The organism is Nocardioides daejeonensis (assembly GCF_003194585.1).
In the GTDB taxonomy this organism is placed as follows: Bacteria; Actinomycetota; Actinomycetes; order Propionibacteriales; family Nocardioidaceae; genus Nocardioides; species Nocardioides daejeonensis.
Window position 1 is genome coordinate 221004 of the sequence record NZ_QHKZ01000002.1, and the last position, 17539, is coordinate 238542.

The following is a 17539-nucleotide window of genomic DNA, read 5'->3' on the forward strand; positions in this document are numbered from 1 at the left end:
GCTCAACACCTAGAGAGTTGCGGGCTTCCAGGCCGGACGCGCCGCCTCGTACGTCGCGATGTCGGCCTCGTTGCCGAGCGTGATGCCGATGTCGTCGAGGCCGTTGAGCAACCGCCAGCGGGTGTAGTCGTCGATCGCGAACGAGCCCTCGACGACGGTGCCCGCCGCCTCGGCGCGGATGCTCCGCTCCTCGAGGTCGACGGTGATCTCCGTGCCGGGGTGGGCCTCGACGAGTGCCCACAGCTCGTGCACGAGCTTCTCGTCGGCCTGCGCCGCCAGCAGACCTGCCTTGCCGGAGTTGCCGCGGAAGATGTCGGCGAACCGCGGCGAGATCACAACCTTGAAGCCGTAGTTCTGCAAGGCCCAGACCGCGTGCTCGCGCGAAGAGCCGGTGCCGAAGTCCGGACCGGCGACGAGCACCGAACCGGCGCCGTACACGGGCTGGTTGAGCACGAAGTCGGGATCGTTGCGCCACGCGGCGAAGAGTCCGTCCTCGAAGCCGGTGCGCGTGACGCGCTTGAGGTAGACGGCCGGGATGATCTGATCGGTGTCGACGTTGCTGCGGCGCAGCGGGACGCCGATGCCGGTGTGACTGGTGAACTTCTCCATGGGATTCTCCGGTGATCGAGCTTGTCGAGATCAGACGCTGGCGGGCACGAGATCGGCGGGCGAGGAGAGCGTGCCGCGCACCGCGGTGGCGGCAGCGACGGGCACGGAGACCAGATGGGTCCGGCCCCCCTTGCCCTGCCGTCCCTCGAAGTTCCGGTTCGAGGTGGAGGCGCTGCGCTCGCCCGGGGCGAGCTGGTCGGGGTTCATGCCCAGGCACATCGAGCAGCCTGCTCCCCGCCATTCGGCGCCGGCAGCTACGAAGACCTCATGCAACCCCTCGGCCTCGGCCTGCATCCGCACCCGGACCGAGCCCGGGACGACGAGCAGGCGGGTGCCGTCGGCGACCGTGTGCCCCTTGAGGATCTCGGCTGCGAGCCGCAGATCCTCGATCCGGCCGTTGGTGCACGAGCCGACGAAGACGGTGTCGACCTTGATGTCGCGCATCGGGGTGCCTGCTTCGAGGCCCATGTACTCGAGGGCCTTCTCGGCTGCGACGCGGTCCTGCTCGTCGGCGAAGTCCGCAGGGATGGGCACATCGGCGCCCAGCGGCACGCCCTGGCCCGGGTTGGTGCCCCACGTGACGAACGGCGTCATCGTCGCGGCGTCGAGCACGATCTCCTTGTCGAAGACGGCGTCCTCGTCGGTGACCAACGTCTTCCAGTGCGCGACGGCAGCATCCCAGGCAGCGCCCTTCGGTGCCTCCGGCTTGCCCTCGATGTAGTCGAAGGTGGTCTGGTCGGGGGCGATGAGCCCCGCCTTGGCGCCCCACTCGATCGACATGTTGCAGACGGTCATGCGGCCTTCCATCGAGAGCTCCTCGATGGCCTGGCCGCGGTACTCGACGATGTAGCCCTGGCCGCCACCGGTGCCGGTGTGCGCAATCAGCGTGAGCACCAGGTCCTTGGCGGTGACGCCCTCCGGCAGGCTGCCGTTGACCGTGACGGCCATCGTCTTCGGCTTGGCCTGCATGAGGGTCTGCGTGGCCAGCACGTGCTCGACCTCGGAGGTGCCGATACCGAAGGCGATCGCCCCGAAGGCGCCGTGGGTAGAGGTGTGGGAGTCGCCGCAGACGATCGTCATCCCCGGCTGGGTCAGGCCCAGCTGCGGGCCGACGACGTGCACGATGCCCTGCTCGACATCGCCCAGCGGGTGCAGACGCACGCCGAACTCGGCGGCGTTCTTGCGCAGCGTGTCGACCTGGGTCTTGCTGACCGGGTCGGCGATCGGCTGGTCCCAGTCGAGCGTCGGGACGTTGTGATCCTCGGTGGCCAGGGTCAGGTCGGGACGACGTACCGCCCGGCCGGCCAGCCGCAGGCCGTCGAAGGCCTGGGGCGAGGTGACCTCGTGAATGAGGTGAAGATCGATGTAGAGCAGGTCGGGCTCTCCCTCGGCACTGCGGACGACGTGCTCGTCCCACACCTTCTCGACCAGGGTCTTGCCCATTCCTACCTCCCGCAGCTGCACACGTTCGTTTTCGGTGAGATCACACGATAACCCTTGCATCCCATGATCTGAGACGGCAGTATTGCCATATGGACAACTCTAGCGGAGTCGGAGTGCTCGACAAAGCGGCCCTGGTGCTTTCCGCACTGGAGGCGGGACCGGCCACTCTCGCCGGCCTGGTGGCCGGCACCGGCCTGGCCCGGCCGACGGCACACCGCCTGGCGGTCGCCCTGGAGCACCACCGTCTCGTCGCCCGAGACATGCAGGGACGCTTCGTTCTCGGCCCCCGCCTGGCCGAGCTCTCCGCCGCGGCGGGCGAGGACCGACTGCTGGCAGCGGCCGGCCCCGTTCTGGCGCGACTGCGCGACATCACCGGCGAGTCGGCGCAGCTGTGGCGACGCCAGGGGGAGCACCGCGTCTGCGTGGCGGCTGCCGAGCGACCGAGCGGCCTGCGCGACACGATCCCGGTGGGGTCGCAGCTCACGATGCGAGCCGGCTCCGCAGCCCAGGTGCTCCTCGCCTGGGAGGACCCGGAGCGAATGCACCGCGGCCTGCAGAACGCCGCCTTCTCCGCCACGGCTCTCTCCGGCATCCGTCGTCGGGGCTGGGCGCAGTCGATCGGCGAGCGCGAGCAGGGCGTCGCCTCGGTCTCCGCGCCGGTGCGCTCCCCCAGCGGCAAGATCATCGCCGCCGTCTCCGTCTCCGGACCGCTGGAGCGACTCTCGCGCCAGCCGGGCCGGATGCACGCCCCCGCCGTCATGGCCGCCGCCGAGCGGCTCTCGGAGTCACTGCGGCGCGCCGCCGCGGAATAGCAGGGCGGCGCGGCGGCTGTCGAGACGCTTCGATGGAGCGCCAGGGCTCCTTCTCCGCGTTCTGCCAGCCCTCACGCTCCATCGAAGGCGAGGGGCGGCGTACGGCGGAGCGGGGGTGGGCTCAGAAGAGGACGTCGGCCTCGATGTCGAGGAGCACCTGCTTGCGGTCCATCCCTCCTGCATAGCCGGTCAGCGTGCCGTCGGCGCCGATGACGCGGTGGCAAGGCACCACGATTGGGATCGGGTTGCGCCCGTTGGCCAGGCCGACGGCGCGCGAGGCGGCATTGGTGCGGCCGAGCCGGTGCGCGATCTGCCCGTAGGTCGCCGTCTCGCCCCACGGGATCTTGCAGAGCTGGGCCCAGACCTGTTGCTGGAAGTCGGTGCCGATCGGCGCCAGCGGGAGTGTGAACTCCTTGAGCTCACGGGCGAAGTACGCCGCCAGTTGTGCCCGCGCCTCGACGAGGAGCGGGGCGTCGTCACAGCACTCGCCTACTGGCCGGCCGTCCTCCGGACGGCGGTGGGGACTGAACTCGACGCGCGTGATCGCGTCGTCCTGCGCCACGATGCGCAGATCTCCGACGGGTGACTGCATCACTGTCCACATGGGTGGATCCTCTCCTCGCTCAACGAATGCCACAGGTGCTGCTGGGCGTAGGAACGCCAGGGACGCCACCGGCCAGCCAACCCGCCGACCTCCTGTCCCGGCGCGAGACGGCCGAGCGCCTGCCGGGTGCCGGCGTCGCCGCCCAACAGCACATCCGGGTGTGCCAGTGCCCGCATCAGGATGTAGTCGGCGGTCCAGGGGCCGATCCCGCGGAGGCCGAGCAGGCGCGCCCGCGACTCCTCACGATCCATGGCGTGGTCGAGTGGGAGCGTGCCGTCGGCGATCGCCCGCGCGATCCCCGTCAGCGCCTCCGCGCGGGCGCGCGGCATGGCCAGCGCTGCCGGGTCGTGACCGGCGAGCGCACCGGGCCCGGGGAAGAGGTGGGTCAGCCCCTCGTCGGTCGGCTCGGGCAGCGACTCCCCCAGGTCGACGGCAAGACGCGCCGCGAGCGTCCGGGCAGCCGCAACGCTCACCTGCTGCCCCAGCACCGCCCGCACCGCAAGCTCGGGCCCGGAGACATGGCCGGGAACGCGGAGGCCGGGGTGGCGGCGTACCAGCGCGGCGAGGAGCGGGTCGGCACCCAGCTCGTCGTCGACGGCCACCGGGTCGCAGTCGGCATCGATCAGGCGGCGTACCCGCTCCGTAGCGGCCGCCAGGTCGCGTAGATCGCCCAGCCGGAACGTCGCCTCGACCTGGGCGACCCCGCCCACGTCGAGGTGGTCGCGCAGCTCGAGTCGCACGGAGCCAGGTCCGTGCGGAAGATCGAGCGTGCGGGCGTACCAGCCAGGGCCCGCCGCCTCGACGCCGGGCACCGCACGGACCGCCAGGAACGCCAGAAGGGCCGACCCGGCGAAGGGCGTGCGCACCGGCAGCCGGTGGTGCACGACCAGTGCGGCTCCCGGCCGGGGCACGTCGGCGGCGGTGCGGGATCGCTGCGGGGAGCGCCGTTGCCGGAGTCGGCTCGGTGAGCTCGCGTAGACCTCGGCGAAGGTGTCGTTGAACTGGCGCACGCTGGAGAAGCCCGCGGCGAAGGCGACGTCCGCGAGCGGCAGCTCGGTCGTCTCGACGAGCACGCGCGCCGTCTGGGCGCGCCGCGCTCTCGCGAGAGCGAGCGGGCCGGCACCGAGCTGCGCCGTCAGCAGCCTGCCGAGATGGCGCGGCGTATAGCCGAGCCGAGCCGCCAGGCCGGGTACGCCCTCGCGATCGACGATGCCATCGGCGATCAGGCGCATCGCCCGGCCGGCGACGTCGGCTGCCAGGTCCCAGTCGGGGTCACCCGGTGTGGCGTCCGGCAGGCAGCGCTTGCAGGCACGGAACCCCTCGGACTGGGCGGCGGCAGCGGTCGGATAGAAGCTGACGTGAGCGAAGGCCGGGGTACGTGCCGGGCAGGAGGGGCGACAGTAGATGCCCGTGGTGTGCACCGCGGTCACGAAGCGTCCGTCGAACCTGCGGTCCCGACTCTTCACGGCCCGGTAGCAGGCCTCCCGATCTCGGTGCATGTCCCTATGGTGCCCGACTCCCCCGACATCTTCTCGCGGGAATCGGACATGACCGTCGTGCTCAGTTCCGGTGATAGCGCCGCTCGGGCCGCCCGGCCCCGCCGTACCTCAACCGCACTCCGGCCGTGCCGGTCTCCACACAGTGCTCGAGGTAGCGCCGTGCCGAGACGCGCGAGACCCCGACCCGCTCTGCACACTCGGCCGCGGAGAGGTCGGCCTCCTCCGGCAGCCCGGCAAGCACCTCGAGCACCGCCTCCAGCGTCGGCTGGCTCAGCCCCTTCGGAAGCGCCGCACGTGCGGGGCGCATCCCCGCGGCGAAAACCGCATCGATCGCGACCTGACCGGACTCGGCCTCATCGAGCGCCTGCAGCTGAGCGGCGAACGCCTCCATGCGCACCCGGAGGTCTTCGAAGTCGAACGGCTTGACCAGGTAGTGGGTCGCACCGCCGGCGGCGGCGGCGCGCACCGTCTCCGCCTCGCGGGCAGCGGTCACCATGAGCACACCGACGTCGTTGCCGGCCCCCCGGAGGCGCCGGAGTACCTCGATCCCGGTCAGGTCGGGCAGGTGGACGTCGAGCAGCACGAGATCCGGGCCCAGGCGGTCGATCTCGCTCAACGCCGTCGCCCCGGTCCCGGCGGTGCCGACCACCTCGAAGCCCCGCATCCGCTCCACGAATCGGGTGTGGATGGAGGCCACCATGAAGTCGTCGTCGACCACCAGCACGCGCAGCGGAGGGTTCACGAGGTGCTCCTGCTCGTCATCGGGAGGACGGCGGTGAAGACCGCGCCCTGCTGATTGTGCACCGAGACGTGACCGCCCCGCCGAGCGCACACCACCTGCACCAACGCCAGTCCCACGCCACGACCGCTGGCGTCCGAAGGCTTGGTGCTCCATCCACGCCGGAAGATCTCGTCGACCGCTTCCGGCGGCACTCCGCTGCCGGTGTCGAGGACCTGGACGGCGACGGCGTCCTCGGTCACTGCCAGTTGTACGTCGATCCTCCGGCCTCCCGCCGCGACCGTCGCGTCGATCGCGTTGTCGACCAGGTTGCCGAGCACGGTGCCGACGTCGGCCGACAGGTCGGGGTCCAGGTGAGGCAGGACGGTGTCGGCCAGCACCACCTCGATGCCCCGCTCGGCCGCGAGACTGATCTTCGCGATGAGCAGTGCGGCCACGGCGGGATCCAAGACACGGGCAGTGACCAGCTCGTTGATCTCCGCCCGCCGTCGGGTGAGGGTGCCGATCAGCGCCGACACCTCGTCGTAGGCCTCCAGCTGCACCAGTCCGGAGATCATGTGGAGCTGGTTGCTGAACTCGTGGGTCTGCGCGCGCAGCGTCTCGGTGATGCTCTCCCGCGCGGTCAGCTCGCTCTGCATCGCCAGCAGCTCGGTCCGGTCGCGCAGCGTGGTCACGGCACCGACCTGTCGGCCGCCGTACCGCACCGGGTTGCGGTTCGCCACCAGGACCCGCTCCCCCACCACGAGCACGCGGTCGTGCTGGTCCCCACCGCCGGTGAGTAGGTCCAGGACCTGCGGCTGCACGGGGAGATCAGCCACCGGCGTGCCCTCCGCCCCGACAGCGGCGTCGAGGTCGAGCAGCTTCCGCGCGCTGTCGTTGAGCACGGTGATCACGCCGTCGGCGCCGACCGCGACGACGCCCTCGCGGACCGACCGGAGCAGCGCCTCGCGGTGATCGGCGAGCGCGGCGATCTCCACCGGCTCCAGACCGCGGGTACGTCGCTTCACCAGACGTGACAGCAACCAGGCGCCGATCAGCCCGAGCGCCAGGCCGAGGCCCAGGAAGCGCACCAGGTCCGGAAGCAGGTCGGCGGCACGGTCGGCGAGCGAGGGGTAGTCGTCCATCACGACGACGATGCCGACCTGCGCCGGCGGCCGCGGTCCGTCAGGCGTGCCGGTCGCGGCCCCGGCGTCGAAGACCGGTGCGTGGGCGGCCAGAGCGGTGCGACCGCGCTCTTGGACGTCACCGCTCCAGGTGCGACCCTGATCGGCGCCACTCTCGTCCAGGCGCACCCGCCTCCCGACGGCCGTCGGGTCCGAGCTGACCAGGATCCGGCCCTGTGCATCCGTCAGGTGCACGACGGTGGCGCCGCTGCGCCTGCGGAACTGCTCGGCGTACGACGTCAGGGACTGGAGCACGGGCCGCTGGCTGAGCTGCGTGCGTACCACCTCGAGGTTGGCCAGGTCCTGGGCCGTCACCCGCAGCGGAACGGCGCGCTGCGCCCGGAAGTCGGCCTCGCTCTGCCGCAGCGAGGCGACGCTGGCGACCGCCAGCGCGATGAGCAGGATCGTCAGCTGGAGGAGCAGGAACTGCCCCGCCATCGAGAGCCGTGGCCGGGTGCTCCGCGGTGACCACAAGTTCCATAACCTCCTTTGCTTCCGCAACGGTGACGCTCACCACATCATCGCCGCAGTATCACCCTGTACACACTCCCGACCTGAGGAGAGACGATGACCCTCCCCGGCCCACGCCGACGGCACCGCGTGATCGCGGTCGGCCTCGGCCTCGTCCTGGCAGCCCTCAGCGCCACCGGATGTGGCGTCACCAGGGGTGACCCGTCGAAAGACATGACGATGTACATCCCGAACAGCCCCGGCGGCGGCTACGACCAGACGGGCCGAGCAGCGGTCGCCGTCCTCGAGGCCGAGAAGATCACCGGTGGCACGTTCCAGGTCACCAACATCATGGGAGCCGGCGGCTCGGTGGCCCTCACCAGCCTGATGAACGCCGAGGGCGACGGCAACGTGATGATGACCGTCGGGCTCGGCGTGGTCGGCTCCTCGTACTCCTTCGGCCTGCCGCACAAGCTCAAGGACGCCACCCCGCTCGCCCAGCTGATCGAGGACCAGGAGGGCGTGCTGGTGCCGGCCGACTCCCCGTACCGGACGATCGACGACTTCATCGAGGACTGGCGGAAGCGACCAGACCGGATCGCGGTGGGCGGCGGCTCCTCGCTCGGCGGGCCCGACCACCTCTTCCCGATGCAACTGGCCAGCACCGTGGGCGTCGAGCCCAAGAAAGTGCGCTACGTGCCCTACGACGGCGGCGGCCCGCTCACCAGCGCGCTGCTCGGCCACAAGATCGCTGTCGGCTTCAGCGGCCTCGGCGAGTTCGAGGGGCAGATCGAGGCTGGCGAGCTGCGCGTGCTGGCCGTCTCCGGCGAGGAGCGGATGGACGGGTTCGCCGAGGAGATTCCGACGCTGGTCGAGTCGGGTGTCGACCTGGTCTTCACCAACTGGCGCGGTGTGGTGGCCCCGCCCGGCATCTCGGAGAAACGCCGTCAGGAGCTGATCGGCTACCTCGAGCGGATGCACGACACCCCGCAGTGGAAGCAGGCGCTGGAGGACAACAAGTGGATCGACGCGTTCAAGACCGGCGATGAGTTCGGCACGTTCCTGGAGGAGCAGGACGAGCGCGTGGCGACGACCCTGGAGGAGTTGGGACTGCTATGAGTGAGATCTCAGAGGTCGGCATGGCCGAGCTGGAGTCGCCCGAGCAGGGTGGCGACCGTGCACAGTTCGGTCTCGCCGCGCTGCTGGCGCTGATCGGCGGCTACACGCTCTACGACGCCCAGTCGCTCCGGGTCGGCTTCGGTGACCCGGTCGGCCCCCAGGCGTTCCCCTACGTGATCGGCAGCGTGATGCTGCTCCTCTCCGTCCTGCTCGTGGTGGCCACCCTGCGCGGGGATCGGGGCACCGTCGAGGGCGGTGAGGACGTCGACCTCAGCCAAGGCACCGACTGGGTGACCGTGCTCAAGCTGGTGGGAGTGCTGGTCTTCACCATCGCCACGATCAAGCCGCTGGGCTGGGCGATCACCGGCGCGCTCCTCTTCGCCGGCAGCGCCTGGGCGTTGGGCAGCCGCACGCTGATCCGTGACCTGATCGTCGGCGCGGTGCTCTCCGTGGGGAGCTTCTATGCCTTCTACTCCGGCCTGGGCATCGCGCTCTCCCCCGGCATCCTGGACGGGATCCTGTGATGGACAACGTGAACCTGCTGCTCGACGGACTCGGCGCCGCCGCCAGCCCCGAGAACCTCATGTACGCCGCCATCGGCGTCATTCTGGGCACCTTCGTCGGGGTGCTCCCCGGCATCGGGCCCGCCATGGCGGTGGCACTGTTGCTGCCGGTCACCTTCGGGCTGGGACCGACCCAGTCGTTCATCATGTTCGCCGGCATCTACTACGGCGGCATGTACGGAGGGTCGACGACCTCGATCCTGCTGAACACCCCGGGCGAGTCGGCGTCGGTGATGACGGCGCTGGAGGGCAACAAGATGGCGAAGAAGGGCCGCGCTGCCCAAGCGCTGGCCACCGCAGCCATCGGCTCCTTCATCGCCGGCACCATCGGCACTCTTCTAGTGGCGTTCTGCGCTCCCTGGCTGGCTGACATCGGGGTGGAGATCGGCGCGCCGTCGTACTTCGCGATCATCGTGCTTGCCATGGTGCTGGTCACCAGCGTGCTCGGAGACTCCAAGCTGCGCGGCTTCATCTCGCTCTTCCTCGGCCTCACCATCGGGCTGGTCGGGATGGACCTCAACACCGGGCAGCCCCGGCTCAGCTTCGACCAGCCACTGCTGGCCGACCGTCTCGACATCGTCGTGGTCGCAGTCGGTATCTTCGCTCTCGGCGAGGCGCTCTGGGTGGCCGCACACCTGCGCCGCAAGCCGCTCGAGGTCATCCCGGTCGGACAGCCCTGGATGGGCAAGGAGGACTGGAAGCGCAGCTGGGGCCCGTGGTTCCGGGGCACCGCACTCGGGTTCCCGTTCGGCGCCGTACCGGCAGGAGGAGCCGAGACGCCCACGTTCCTCTCCTACGTGCTCGAGCGCCGGCTGCGCAAGGGCGAGGAGTTCGGGGAGGGTGCGATCGAAGGCGTGGCCGGCCCCGAAGCCGCCAACAACGCCTCCGCAGCGGGGACCTTCGTGCCGCTGCTGGCGATGGGCATCCCGGTGACGGCGACCTCGGCCGTCATGCTGGCCGCGCTTCAGGGCCAGGGCATCCAGCCCGGACCGCAGCTGATGAGCGAGCATGCCGACCTGGTGTGGACGCTGCTGGCCAGCCTGCTGATCGGCAACGCGCTGCTGCTGGTCCTCAATCTTCCGCTGGCCCCGCTGTGGGCGAAGCTGCTGGTCATCCCCCGGCCCTACCTGTACGCCGGCATCCTCTTCTTCGCCTCCCTGGGCGCCTACTCGGCGAACCTGCAGCCCTTCGACGTCTTCCTGCTGCTGGTCTTCGGCCTGCTCGGACTGACGATGCGCCGGTTCGGTCTCCCGGTGCTGCCCCTGATCCTCGGCGTCATCCTCGGGCCGCTGGGCGAGAAGAGCTTCCGCGAGGCCCTCATCATCTCCGGCGGCGAAGCCTCGGGGCTCTTCAACGAGACACTCGCCATCGTGCTCTACGTGGTCGCTGTGTTGGCGATCGTGACCCCGCTGGTCCTGGGTGCCCTGCGCCGACGGACCCCGACCGATGTGGAGGTGCGCGCATGAGCCGCACGATCGTCGTTGCCTACACCCCCGACCAGTTCGGCCAGGCCGCGGTCGAGGCCGCCGTCGCCGAGGCGCGGCTGCGTGACGCGGAGCTTCTGGTGGTCAACGGCACCCGGGGCGACGCGCTGGTCGACGACAGCTTCGCCGGCAGCGCACAGCTCACGGAGCTGACCGCCCGGCTGGCCGCCACCGGTGTCAGCGCCGAGGTGCGTCAGGTGGTCGGCGCCGACGTCGGCGACCTGGTGGTCGAGGTCGCCCAGGAGCGTGGAGCCATCCTGGTCGTCGTCGGCGTACGCCGCCGCAGCCCGGTCGGCAAGCTGCTGATGGGCAGCGTCTCGCAACGGATCCTGCTGACGGCCGACTGCCCGGTGCTGGCGGTCAAGCCGGACTGACTTCGGCTCAGCTGCACGGCACCGCTGGTGAGCGATCACCGACGGTGCCGTGCGCGTGTCTCACCGGATCTGGCTGAGGAACTCCCCCACCTGCATCCGGAGGTCGGCAGCCAGCCGGGACAGCTCCAGTGAGGCGGTCGTCATCTGTGAGGCTCCGGAGCTGGTCTCCTCCGTGGCGCTGCCGATCGCCCCGATGTCCTCACCTACCTGGGTCACCGCGAGCGCGGCCCGGCTGGTGGTCTCGCTCAGCTCCGCAGACGCCTGGCGCTGCTCGGAGACGGATCCGGCGATGGTGCTGATGTTGTCACCCATGCCGCGCACGGTGGTGGTGATCGTCGAGATCGCCTCGATGACGCCAGCGGTCGCATCCTGCATCGACTGCACCTGCGACTCGATCCGCTCGGTCGCCTCAGAGGTCTGGCCGGCCAGGGACTTCACCTCGGCCGCCACCACGGCGAAACCCTTGCCGGACTCGCCGGCGCGGGCGGCCTCGATCGTCGCGTTGAGGGCGAGGAGCCGGGTCTGGCTGGCGACCTCGTTGATGAGGTTGACCACCTCGCCGATCTCCTTGGAGGCGACCGCCAGTCCGTCGATGGTCGCCATCGTCGCCTCGGCCTCCCGTACGGCGTCCGCACCGGCCTCGTTGGACGCGCCGGCCTGCAGCTCGATCGCCTTTACGGTGGCGGCGAGCTCCTCGACGGCGGCTGCGGCGACGGTGACCGCCTCCGTCGCCGTACCTGCGCCGTGGGCGACCTGACTCGCGCGCCCCGCGGTCTCCTCGGCTCCGGTGGCAAGCGTGCGCGATGCGGCCTCCATCTCCGTGGCGGCAGCCGCGACCTGCTCCGCCAGGCCGAGCACGGCCTCCTCGAAGGAGTCGGCGAGCTCCCGACGGCGTTGATGTGCCTGCTCCAGCGCCTGCTGTCCCTGGGCCATGGAGTCGATGGCCTGGTTGATGGTGCCGGCGCCGGCACGGAAGCTGCCGAGCATGCCCCGCTGCAGGAACCTCCGGTGGAACTCCGAGTGGCTCGCCGCACTCAGCGAGGCGCTCGACTCCCGGACGTAGGCGTCCGTGAGGTCGAGGAGATGGTTGATGGCGTCACGGGCCCGCACCAGCTCCGGATCGTCGCCGAGGGTGGGGACACGAGGCTCCAGGTCGCCTCTGGCTGCGGCGGAGCAGACCTGGGTGATCTCGGCGAGGGCACGGCGCAGCGCGACGACCTCGTCGGGGTCGCCGGCCCGGTGCTCCTCGGCGGCCGGGGTCAGTTCCATGGTGCTCATGCTGCAGCCTCCTCGGTCCCGGCCAGCGACCAGACGAACTCGTCGTAGGACATCCCGGTCTCGGCCAGGATCTCGTCGAGCCGGCGCCGGCCGGCCTCGATCGCGGTCGGGGTGTGGTCGTGCCGACGCTCTTCACGCAGGATGTCCCGATAGATCGCGGTGATCCGCGCGACGGTCTCCTTCGAGACGGTCCGGCGGTTCGAGTGGTAGCCCACGACGCGGCCCTGCCCGTCGAAGGTCGGGGTGACATGCGCAAGCACCCAGTAGTGACCCCCGTCGGCCGCCATGTTGACGATGTAGCCGAAGAGCTCCTCTCCGGCCTGGATCCGCTCCCACAGCAGCGCGAAGACGGCCCGCGGCATGTCAGGATGCCGAATCACGTTGTGGGGCTGGCCGATGAGCTCATCCTCCGGATAGCCACTGATGGTGACGAAGAGCCGGTTGACGTAGGTCAGCCTTCCCTTGAGATCGGTCTTCGACACGATGATCTCGTCGTCCAGGAACGGACGCTCCACCCCGGTCGGGGTCACGTTGGTCGCGCGCACGGGCCCTCCTGCTGGTTGCCTTGTGCCGTCCTCATCGGCAGACGGCACGAGGAGTTGAGCGCATCGGGACCAGGACCCCGCCTGCCCGACCGTTCGGCAGCACCAGGGGGTACGCCGGCAACTGTGGCGGCGAACACCACCCGCGTGTCACCCGGCCCTCGAGCGAGCAGCAACAAGGCACTCCAGGGCAGAAATGCAGTAGGCCCGGTCCCGCAGAAGCGGGACCGGGCCTACTCGTGATCATGGCGACCACCTGGGTACCCCGGAAGGGATTTGAACCCTCGCTACCGCCGTGAGAGGGCGGCGTCCTAGGCCGCTAGACGACCGGGGCAGGTTCCCGCCTTGGCAGGAACGACGGTTACTTTAGCAGGACGATCCGGTGACCGCGAAATCGGCCAGGCGGCGGAAATGCAGCGGACTCCCCCAGCATGCTGAGGGAGTCCGATGTGGTACCCCGGAAGGGATTTGAACCCTCGCTACCGCCGTGAGAGGGCGACGTCCTAGGCCGCTAGACGACCGGGGCAAGGCGAGAAGACTCAGGCGAGCGACTCGCTTCGCTGGGATACAAGGACTCGAACCTTGACTAACTGAACCAGAATCAGTCGTGCTGCCAATTACACCATATCCCAAGGTGTCTCCGGCATTGCCGGCAACGAGAGATGACCTTACACGTGACCTCGCGGGCCCGCCAAAACGGCTCCTCCGGTCTGCCTCCGGACCCCCATGCGCGGCGCCAACCACAGTGCGAGACCGAGGTAGACCAGGGACTGGGTGAGCGTGACAGGGAGGCTCCACCAGCTGCCGCCGGCCGGTGTCAGCACGTCGTCCATGTGTCCCAGCAGCAGGGCCAGACCGAACGCGAACCAGTTGTTGAGCACGTGCATCGCCACGGCCGCCTCGAGGCCACCGGTACGGATCACCAACACCCCCGCAACCAGACCGAAGGCGAACCGGTCGACGAAGACCGGGGCGTCTTGAGCTCCGTGCGCGAAGGCGAAGAGCAGGGCAGGCACCAGCACCGCGGCAGCCGTGCCGAACCATCCGCCGAAGACCTGGGTCAGGTAGCCCCGGAAGGCGTACTCCTCCCCCGCGGCCTGGAACGGGATCAGCAGCAGGATGACGGCCAGGAACCACCAGGTCGTCGCGTCTGCGCTCACGACCGAGCCGTCGAGGGCGGTTGCCGTGTTGTCACTGGGCACCAGCGCACTAACGATCAGCGTGGCGAACAACGCCGCGACTGCGAGCCCGGTGCACGCCGCGAACCAGCGCCAGCGCACCCGACCGGCGACTGACATCAGCGTGCCCGGACGCAAGCCGTGCAGCAACCGCTGCGCACCCATCGCCAGAGGAATGAGGACGGCGAGCGACAGAGCCAGGTACGCCAGGCCCCAGGGACTCAGGGTGTCGTCGGGAAGGATCGACTCCTGGAGCGCCTCGTCGAAGCTCCCACCGCGTTGCGCCTCCACGACGGCGTGCAGCAGGCTCAGTCCGACGGTCAGGATCACGCCGAGGGTGAAGAAGAGCGACCCGAGGAACACCACCCCGACCAGCGGCCGCCACCAGCCGGGGGCTCCCAGCCGGTGGATCCGGGCGTAGTCGACCTCCGTCATCAATCGAGGGCGCTACGCAGCCGGGCGAGCGAACGCTCCCGGCCGAGGAGCTCCATGGACTCGAAGAGCGGCGGCGAGACGCGACGCCCACTGACCGCCACCCGCACTGGCCCGAAGGCGTTGCGCGGCTTCATGCCGAGCTCGTCGATGAGCTTGGCGCGCAGCGCCGCCTCGATGTCGGCCGTGCCCCACGTCGTCAGAGGATCGAGTGCGTCGATGCTGGCCCCGACCACCTCGCGTCCGGCCTCGTTGAGCAGCTTCTCGACATCCGCCTCGTCACGGGTGAACGCCGTCTCGTCGACGAAGAGGAAGTCGAGCATCGCCGGTGCCTCGGTGAGCTTGTTCATCCGTTCCGCGACCAGCGGCATCGCCTGCTCCAACAGCTGTGCGTCAGCCTCCGAGACCGGATCACCCACCACCCCACTCGCCTTGAGCAGCGGCAGCACCCGGTGGGTGAGCTCGTCCAGGGAGAGCATCCGCATGTGGTCCGCGTTGATCGCCTCGGCCTTCTTCAGGTCGAAGCGGGCCGGGTTGGGGTTCACGTCGGCGATGTCGAACTTCTCCACCATCTCCTCGAGGGTGAAGATGTCGCGGTCGGCGGCGATCGACCAGCCGAGCAGTGCCAGGTAGTTCAGGAGGCCCTCGGGCAGGAAGCCCTGCTCGCGGTAGAGCGCCATGTGCGCCTGTGGGTCTCGCTTGGAGAGCTTCTTGTTTCCCTCCCCCATCACGTAAGGCAGGTGCCCGAACTCAGGCGTCGTCTTCGCGACGCCGATCTCCTTGAGCGCCTCGAAGAGTGCGATCTGGCGCGGGGTGCTGGAAAGAAGGTCCTCACCACGCAGCACGTGGGTGATCTCCATCGTGGCGTCGTCGACCGGCGCGGTCAGCGTATAGAGCGGATCGCCGTTCGCCCGGCAGAGCGCGAAGTCGGGGACGAACTCCGTCTGGAACGAGATCTCGCCCCGCACCAGGTCGGTGAAGGTGATCTCGCCGTCCGGCATCCGGAAGCGGACGACCGGCTTGCGTCCCTCGGCGACGAACGCGGCCCGCTGTTCCTCCGAGAGCTCCCGGCAGAAGCCGTCGTACCCCATCACCTTGGAGCCGGCCGCCTTGCGGCGAGCGGTCGCCTCCTCGGTCGTGCAGTAGCAGTCGTAGGTGGCAGAGGTGGCGCGCAACCGCTCGAGCACGTCGACGTAGATGTCGGTGCGCTCGCTCTGGCGGTAGGGCCCGTACGGCCCGCCGACCACCACGCCCTCGTCCCACTGCAGGCCGAGCCAGCCCATCAGGTCGATGAGCGAGTCGTAGGACTCCTCGGTGTTGCGCTCCTTGTCGGTGTCCTCGATCCGGAAGACGAACGTGCCACCGTGGTGGCGGGCGAACGCCCAGTTGAAGAGCGCCGTACGTGCCAGGCCCACGTGCGGGCTGCCTGTCGGCGAGGGGGCCATCCGGACCCGGACCGTCCCGTTGGTCGAGCCTGCGCCCTCGTTGGTCGAGCCTGCGCCCTCGTTGGTCGAGCCTGTCGAGACCATCAACGCGTTGCCACCTTGTTCGTGAGTGAGCCGATGCCGGCGATGGAGACCTCAACCTCGTCGCCGACGTTCATGGCACCGACACCCTCCGGGGTGCCGGTGAGGATGACGTCGCCGGGCAGCAGCGTCATCACGCTGCTGATGTGGGCGACCAGGGTGGGGATGTCGAAGACCATGTCGGCAGTGCTGCCGTCCTGGACGAGCTCCCCGTTGAGATGCGTCTGGATCGCCACTCCGTCGTTGAAGGTCTGCGGGTCGAGGTCGGTCTCGATCCACGGGCCGAGCGGGCAGAAGGTGTCGAAGGACTTCGACCGGGTGAACTGAACGTCGCTGCGCTGCAGGTCCCGCGCAGTCACGTCGTTGGCGATCGTGTAGCCGTGGATCACGTCGGTCGCCTGCTCTGCGGGGACGTCGCGGCAGATCCTGCCGATCACGACCGCGAGCTCGCCCTCGTAGTGGACCTCGTTGCTCTGCGCCGGGTACTGGATCGCGTCGCCTGGACCGATCACCGAGGTGTTGGGCTTGAGGAACATCAACGGCTCGGCCGGCACGTCCCCTCCCATCTCGGAGGCATGGGCGGCGTAGTTCTTGCCGATCGCCACCACCTTGCTGCGCGGCAGCACCGGCGCGAGCAGCCGGACGTCAGCGAGCCTGTACTCCGCCTCCAGCAGTTTGATCCCCACATAGAGCGGGTCCCCGGCGAGGCCGACGATGACCGCGTCCTCCTCGGGCTGGCCGAACTGGTCGAGTTCCCCGGTCAGGACGCCGTAGAGCGGCTCCTCGCCGGTGGTGAATCTGCAGATGCGCACGGTTTCCAGTCTATGGGCAGGCTCCTGCACGTCCTGCGCCGCCGAGTGACTGCCCATATTTCGCCTGGGATTGCCGGCCGACTTACCGTGTCCAAGTGAACGAGCAGGCGAGACACGAGGCACGCTTGTCGCCGTACGTCGCGCCGCACTTGGCTCGTCGCCAAGCCGGTCAGAAGCACCCGATCCACGACTTCCTGTTCCAGTACTACTCGTTCCGACCGGCCCAGCTCATGCGATGGCGCCCGCCGGGTCGACTCGACACGAAGACGCGCCCGATCGCGGAGACGACCCTCCGTCTACTCAAGGCGACGATGGCACGCGAAGGCAACTTCAGCTGTTTCGGACTCCACGAGTGGGCGATGGTCTACCGAGATCCCGCGACGCGGCATCCGCAGCCCTTGCGTCTCGGCAACGAGGGGACCGACGAGGTTGTCGAGGCGCACCGCGTGCGCTGCAGTCACTGGGATGCGGTCAGGTTCTTCACGCCCCCGGCGCTGCCCCTCAACACCCTGAAGCCCCGTGCGCACGACCGGCCCGCGTTCGAGCAGCCGGCCTGCCTCCACGGCAACATGGACCTCTACAAGCACGCGTACCGGCTGGCCGATGTCGTCGGAGCCGACCTGGTCGCCGACGCCTTCGAGCTCGCCTGGGACGTGCGGATCGTGGACATGCGCGCCGCGCCCTACGACATGAGCGGGATCACGATCGACCCCTACGGCATCGCGTGGACGCCCATCAGGATCGAGACCGCCGAGGGCAAGCGCGTGTACGCGGACCTGCAACGGCAGTTCGCCGACCGAGCTGCACCCCTCCGACAACGCCTCGTCGAAGCCATCGAGCGCTCCCTGAGCTGTGCCGCTGAGGGGCCTGCCGCCAGAAGCAGTGAAAATACGTCTGGCCCTGTAGATTGAC

17 protein-coding genes and 3 tRNA genes are annotated in these 17539 nt (G+C 69.5%); 6 read left to right on the top strand and 14 right to left on the bottom strand.

All coding sequences use genetic code 11. From position 1 onward, the window contains the following. Positions 1 to 9: 9 nt before the first annotated feature. Complete coding sequence (gene leuD / locus DNK54_RS05730; RefSeq protein WP_110206009.1) at positions 10 to 609, bottom strand: 3-isopropylmalate dehydratase small subunit; 600 nt, start codon at positions 607 to 609, stop codon at positions 10 to 12. Between the two features lie 30 nt (positions 610 to 639). Then, positions 640 to 2052, bottom strand: a complete 1413-nt coding sequence (gene leuC, locus DNK54_RS05735; RefSeq protein WP_110206010.1) for a 3-isopropylmalate dehydratase large subunit — start codon at positions 2050 to 2052, stop codon at positions 640 to 642. Positions 2053 to 2141: 89 nt separating this feature from the next. On the opposite strand from leuC, the gene DNK54_RS05740 reads away from it, so the two are divergent. Next, the gene (locus DNK54_RS05740; RefSeq protein ID WP_110206011.1) at positions 2142 to 2864 is read left to right on the top strand and encodes an IclR family transcriptional regulator; all 723 of its coding nucleotides are present in this window, start codon (positions 2142 to 2144) and stop codon (positions 2862 to 2864) included. A 121-nt stretch (positions 2865 to 2985) separates the two neighbouring features. Here DNK54_RS05740 and DNK54_RS05745 read toward each other — a convergent pair whose 3' ends face one another. From DNK54_RS05745 to DNK54_RS05760, 4 genes are all read right to left on the bottom strand, one after another. Then, positions 2986 to 3468: a methylated-DNA--[protein]-cysteine S-methyltransferase gene (locus tag DNK54_RS05745; RefSeq protein ID WP_110206012.1), complete on the bottom strand. Its 483-nt coding sequence runs from the start codon at positions 3466 to 3468 to the stop codon at positions 2986 to 2988. Continuing rightward, a complete protein-coding gene (locus DNK54_RS05750) occupies positions 3456 to 4967 on the bottom strand; it encodes an AlkA N-terminal domain-containing protein (protein ID WP_110206013.1) in 1512 nt (503 codons plus the stop codon). The genes DNK54_RS05745 and DNK54_RS05750 overlap by 13 nt, the downstream gene beginning before the upstream one ends. A 61-nt stretch (positions 4968 to 5028) precedes the next feature. Then, entirely contained in the window at positions 5029 to 5709 is a 681-nt protein-coding gene (locus DNK54_RS05755; protein WP_239459944.1) for a response regulator, read from the bottom strand. Then, entirely contained in the window at positions 5706 to 7343 is a 1638-nt protein-coding gene (locus DNK54_RS05760; protein WP_110206014.1) for a sensor histidine kinase, read from the bottom strand. Before DNK54_RS05760 ends, DNK54_RS05755 begins: the two co-directional genes overlap by 4 nt. A gap of 93 nt (positions 7344 to 7436) precedes the next feature. Here DNK54_RS05760 and DNK54_RS05765 point away from each other — a divergent pair, with 93 nt between their 5' ends. From DNK54_RS05765 to DNK54_RS05780, 4 genes are read left to right on the top strand one after another with little or no spacing between them, the layout of a single operon-like run. After that, positions 7437 to 8438 carry a Bug family tripartite tricarboxylate transporter substrate binding protein gene (locus tag DNK54_RS05765; protein WP_110206015.1) on the top strand — a complete coding sequence of 334 codons (1002 nt, stop codon included), beginning with the start codon at positions 7437 to 7439 and terminating at the stop codon, positions 8436 to 8438. Further along, positions 8435 to 8962 (top strand): tripartite tricarboxylate transporter TctB family protein, encoded by a 528-nt coding sequence (locus tag DNK54_RS05770; protein ID WP_204164440.1) that lies wholly within the window; start codon positions 8435 to 8437, stop codon positions 8960 to 8962. The genes DNK54_RS05765 and DNK54_RS05770 overlap by 4 nt, the downstream gene beginning before the upstream one ends. Next, a complete protein-coding gene (locus tag DNK54_RS05775) occupies positions 8962 to 10467 on the top strand; it encodes a tripartite tricarboxylate transporter permease (protein WP_110206016.1) in 1506 nt (501 codons plus the stop codon). The genes DNK54_RS05770 and DNK54_RS05775 overlap by 1 nt, the downstream gene beginning before the upstream one ends. Then, entirely contained in the window at positions 10464 to 10859 is a 396-nt protein-coding gene (locus tag DNK54_RS05780) for a universal stress protein (protein ID WP_110206017.1), read from the top strand. The genes DNK54_RS05775 and DNK54_RS05780 overlap by 4 nt, the downstream gene beginning before the upstream one ends. Positions 10860 to 10919: 60 nt before the next feature. Here DNK54_RS05780 and DNK54_RS05785 read toward each other — a convergent pair whose 3' ends face one another. The 8 genes from DNK54_RS05785 to DNK54_RS05820 all read right to left on the bottom strand — a co-directional run bounded on the left by DNK54_RS05785 (position 10920) and on the right by DNK54_RS05820 (position 16627). Continuing rightward, positions 10920 to 12137 carry a methyl-accepting chemotaxis protein gene (locus DNK54_RS05785; protein WP_110206018.1) on the bottom strand — a complete coding sequence of 406 codons (1218 nt, stop codon included), beginning with the start codon at positions 12135 to 12137 and terminating at the stop codon, positions 10920 to 10922. Then, positions 12134 to 12682 carry a PAS domain-containing protein gene (locus DNK54_RS05790; RefSeq protein WP_110206019.1) on the bottom strand — a complete coding sequence of 183 codons (549 nt, stop codon included), beginning with the start codon at positions 12680 to 12682 and terminating at the stop codon, positions 12134 to 12136. The genes DNK54_RS05785 and DNK54_RS05790 overlap by 4 nt, the downstream gene beginning before the upstream one ends. 258 nt (positions 12683 to 12940) lie before the next feature. Beyond that, a tRNA-Glu gene (locus DNK54_RS05795) sits at positions 12941 to 13013 on the bottom strand. Positions 13014 to 13129: 116 nt separating this feature from the next. Then, positions 13130 to 13205 (bottom strand) — tRNA-Glu (locus tag DNK54_RS05800). Between the two features lie 34 nt (positions 13206 to 13239). Further along, positions 13240 to 13311, bottom strand: a tRNA-Gln gene (locus DNK54_RS05805). 36 nt (positions 13312 to 13347) lie between these two features. After that, positions 13348 to 14292 carry a CPBP family intramembrane glutamic endopeptidase gene (locus DNK54_RS05810; protein ID WP_110206020.1) on the bottom strand — a complete coding sequence of 315 codons (945 nt, stop codon included), beginning with the start codon at positions 14290 to 14292 and terminating at the stop codon, positions 13348 to 13350. After that, on the bottom strand, positions 14292 to 15734 hold the full coding sequence (gene gltX / locus DNK54_RS05815; RefSeq protein ID WP_239459987.1) for a glutamate--tRNA ligase: 1443 nt from the start codon (positions 15732 to 15734) through the stop codon (positions 14292 to 14294). The genes DNK54_RS05810 and gltX overlap by 1 nt, the downstream gene beginning before the upstream one ends. An 83-nt stretch (positions 15735 to 15817) precedes the next feature. Then, a complete protein-coding gene (locus DNK54_RS05820) occupies positions 15818 to 16627 on the bottom strand; it encodes a fumarylacetoacetate hydrolase family protein (RefSeq protein ID WP_110206022.1) in 810 nt (269 codons plus the stop codon). A gap of 95 nt (positions 16628 to 16722) precedes the next feature. On the opposite strand from DNK54_RS05820, the gene DNK54_RS05825 reads away from it, so the two are divergent. Next, complete coding sequence (locus DNK54_RS05825) at positions 16723 to 17538, top strand: 3-methyladenine DNA glycosylase (RefSeq protein ID WP_110206023.1); 816 nt, start codon at positions 16723 to 16725, stop codon at positions 17536 to 17538. Position 17539: the final 1 nt, after the last annotated feature.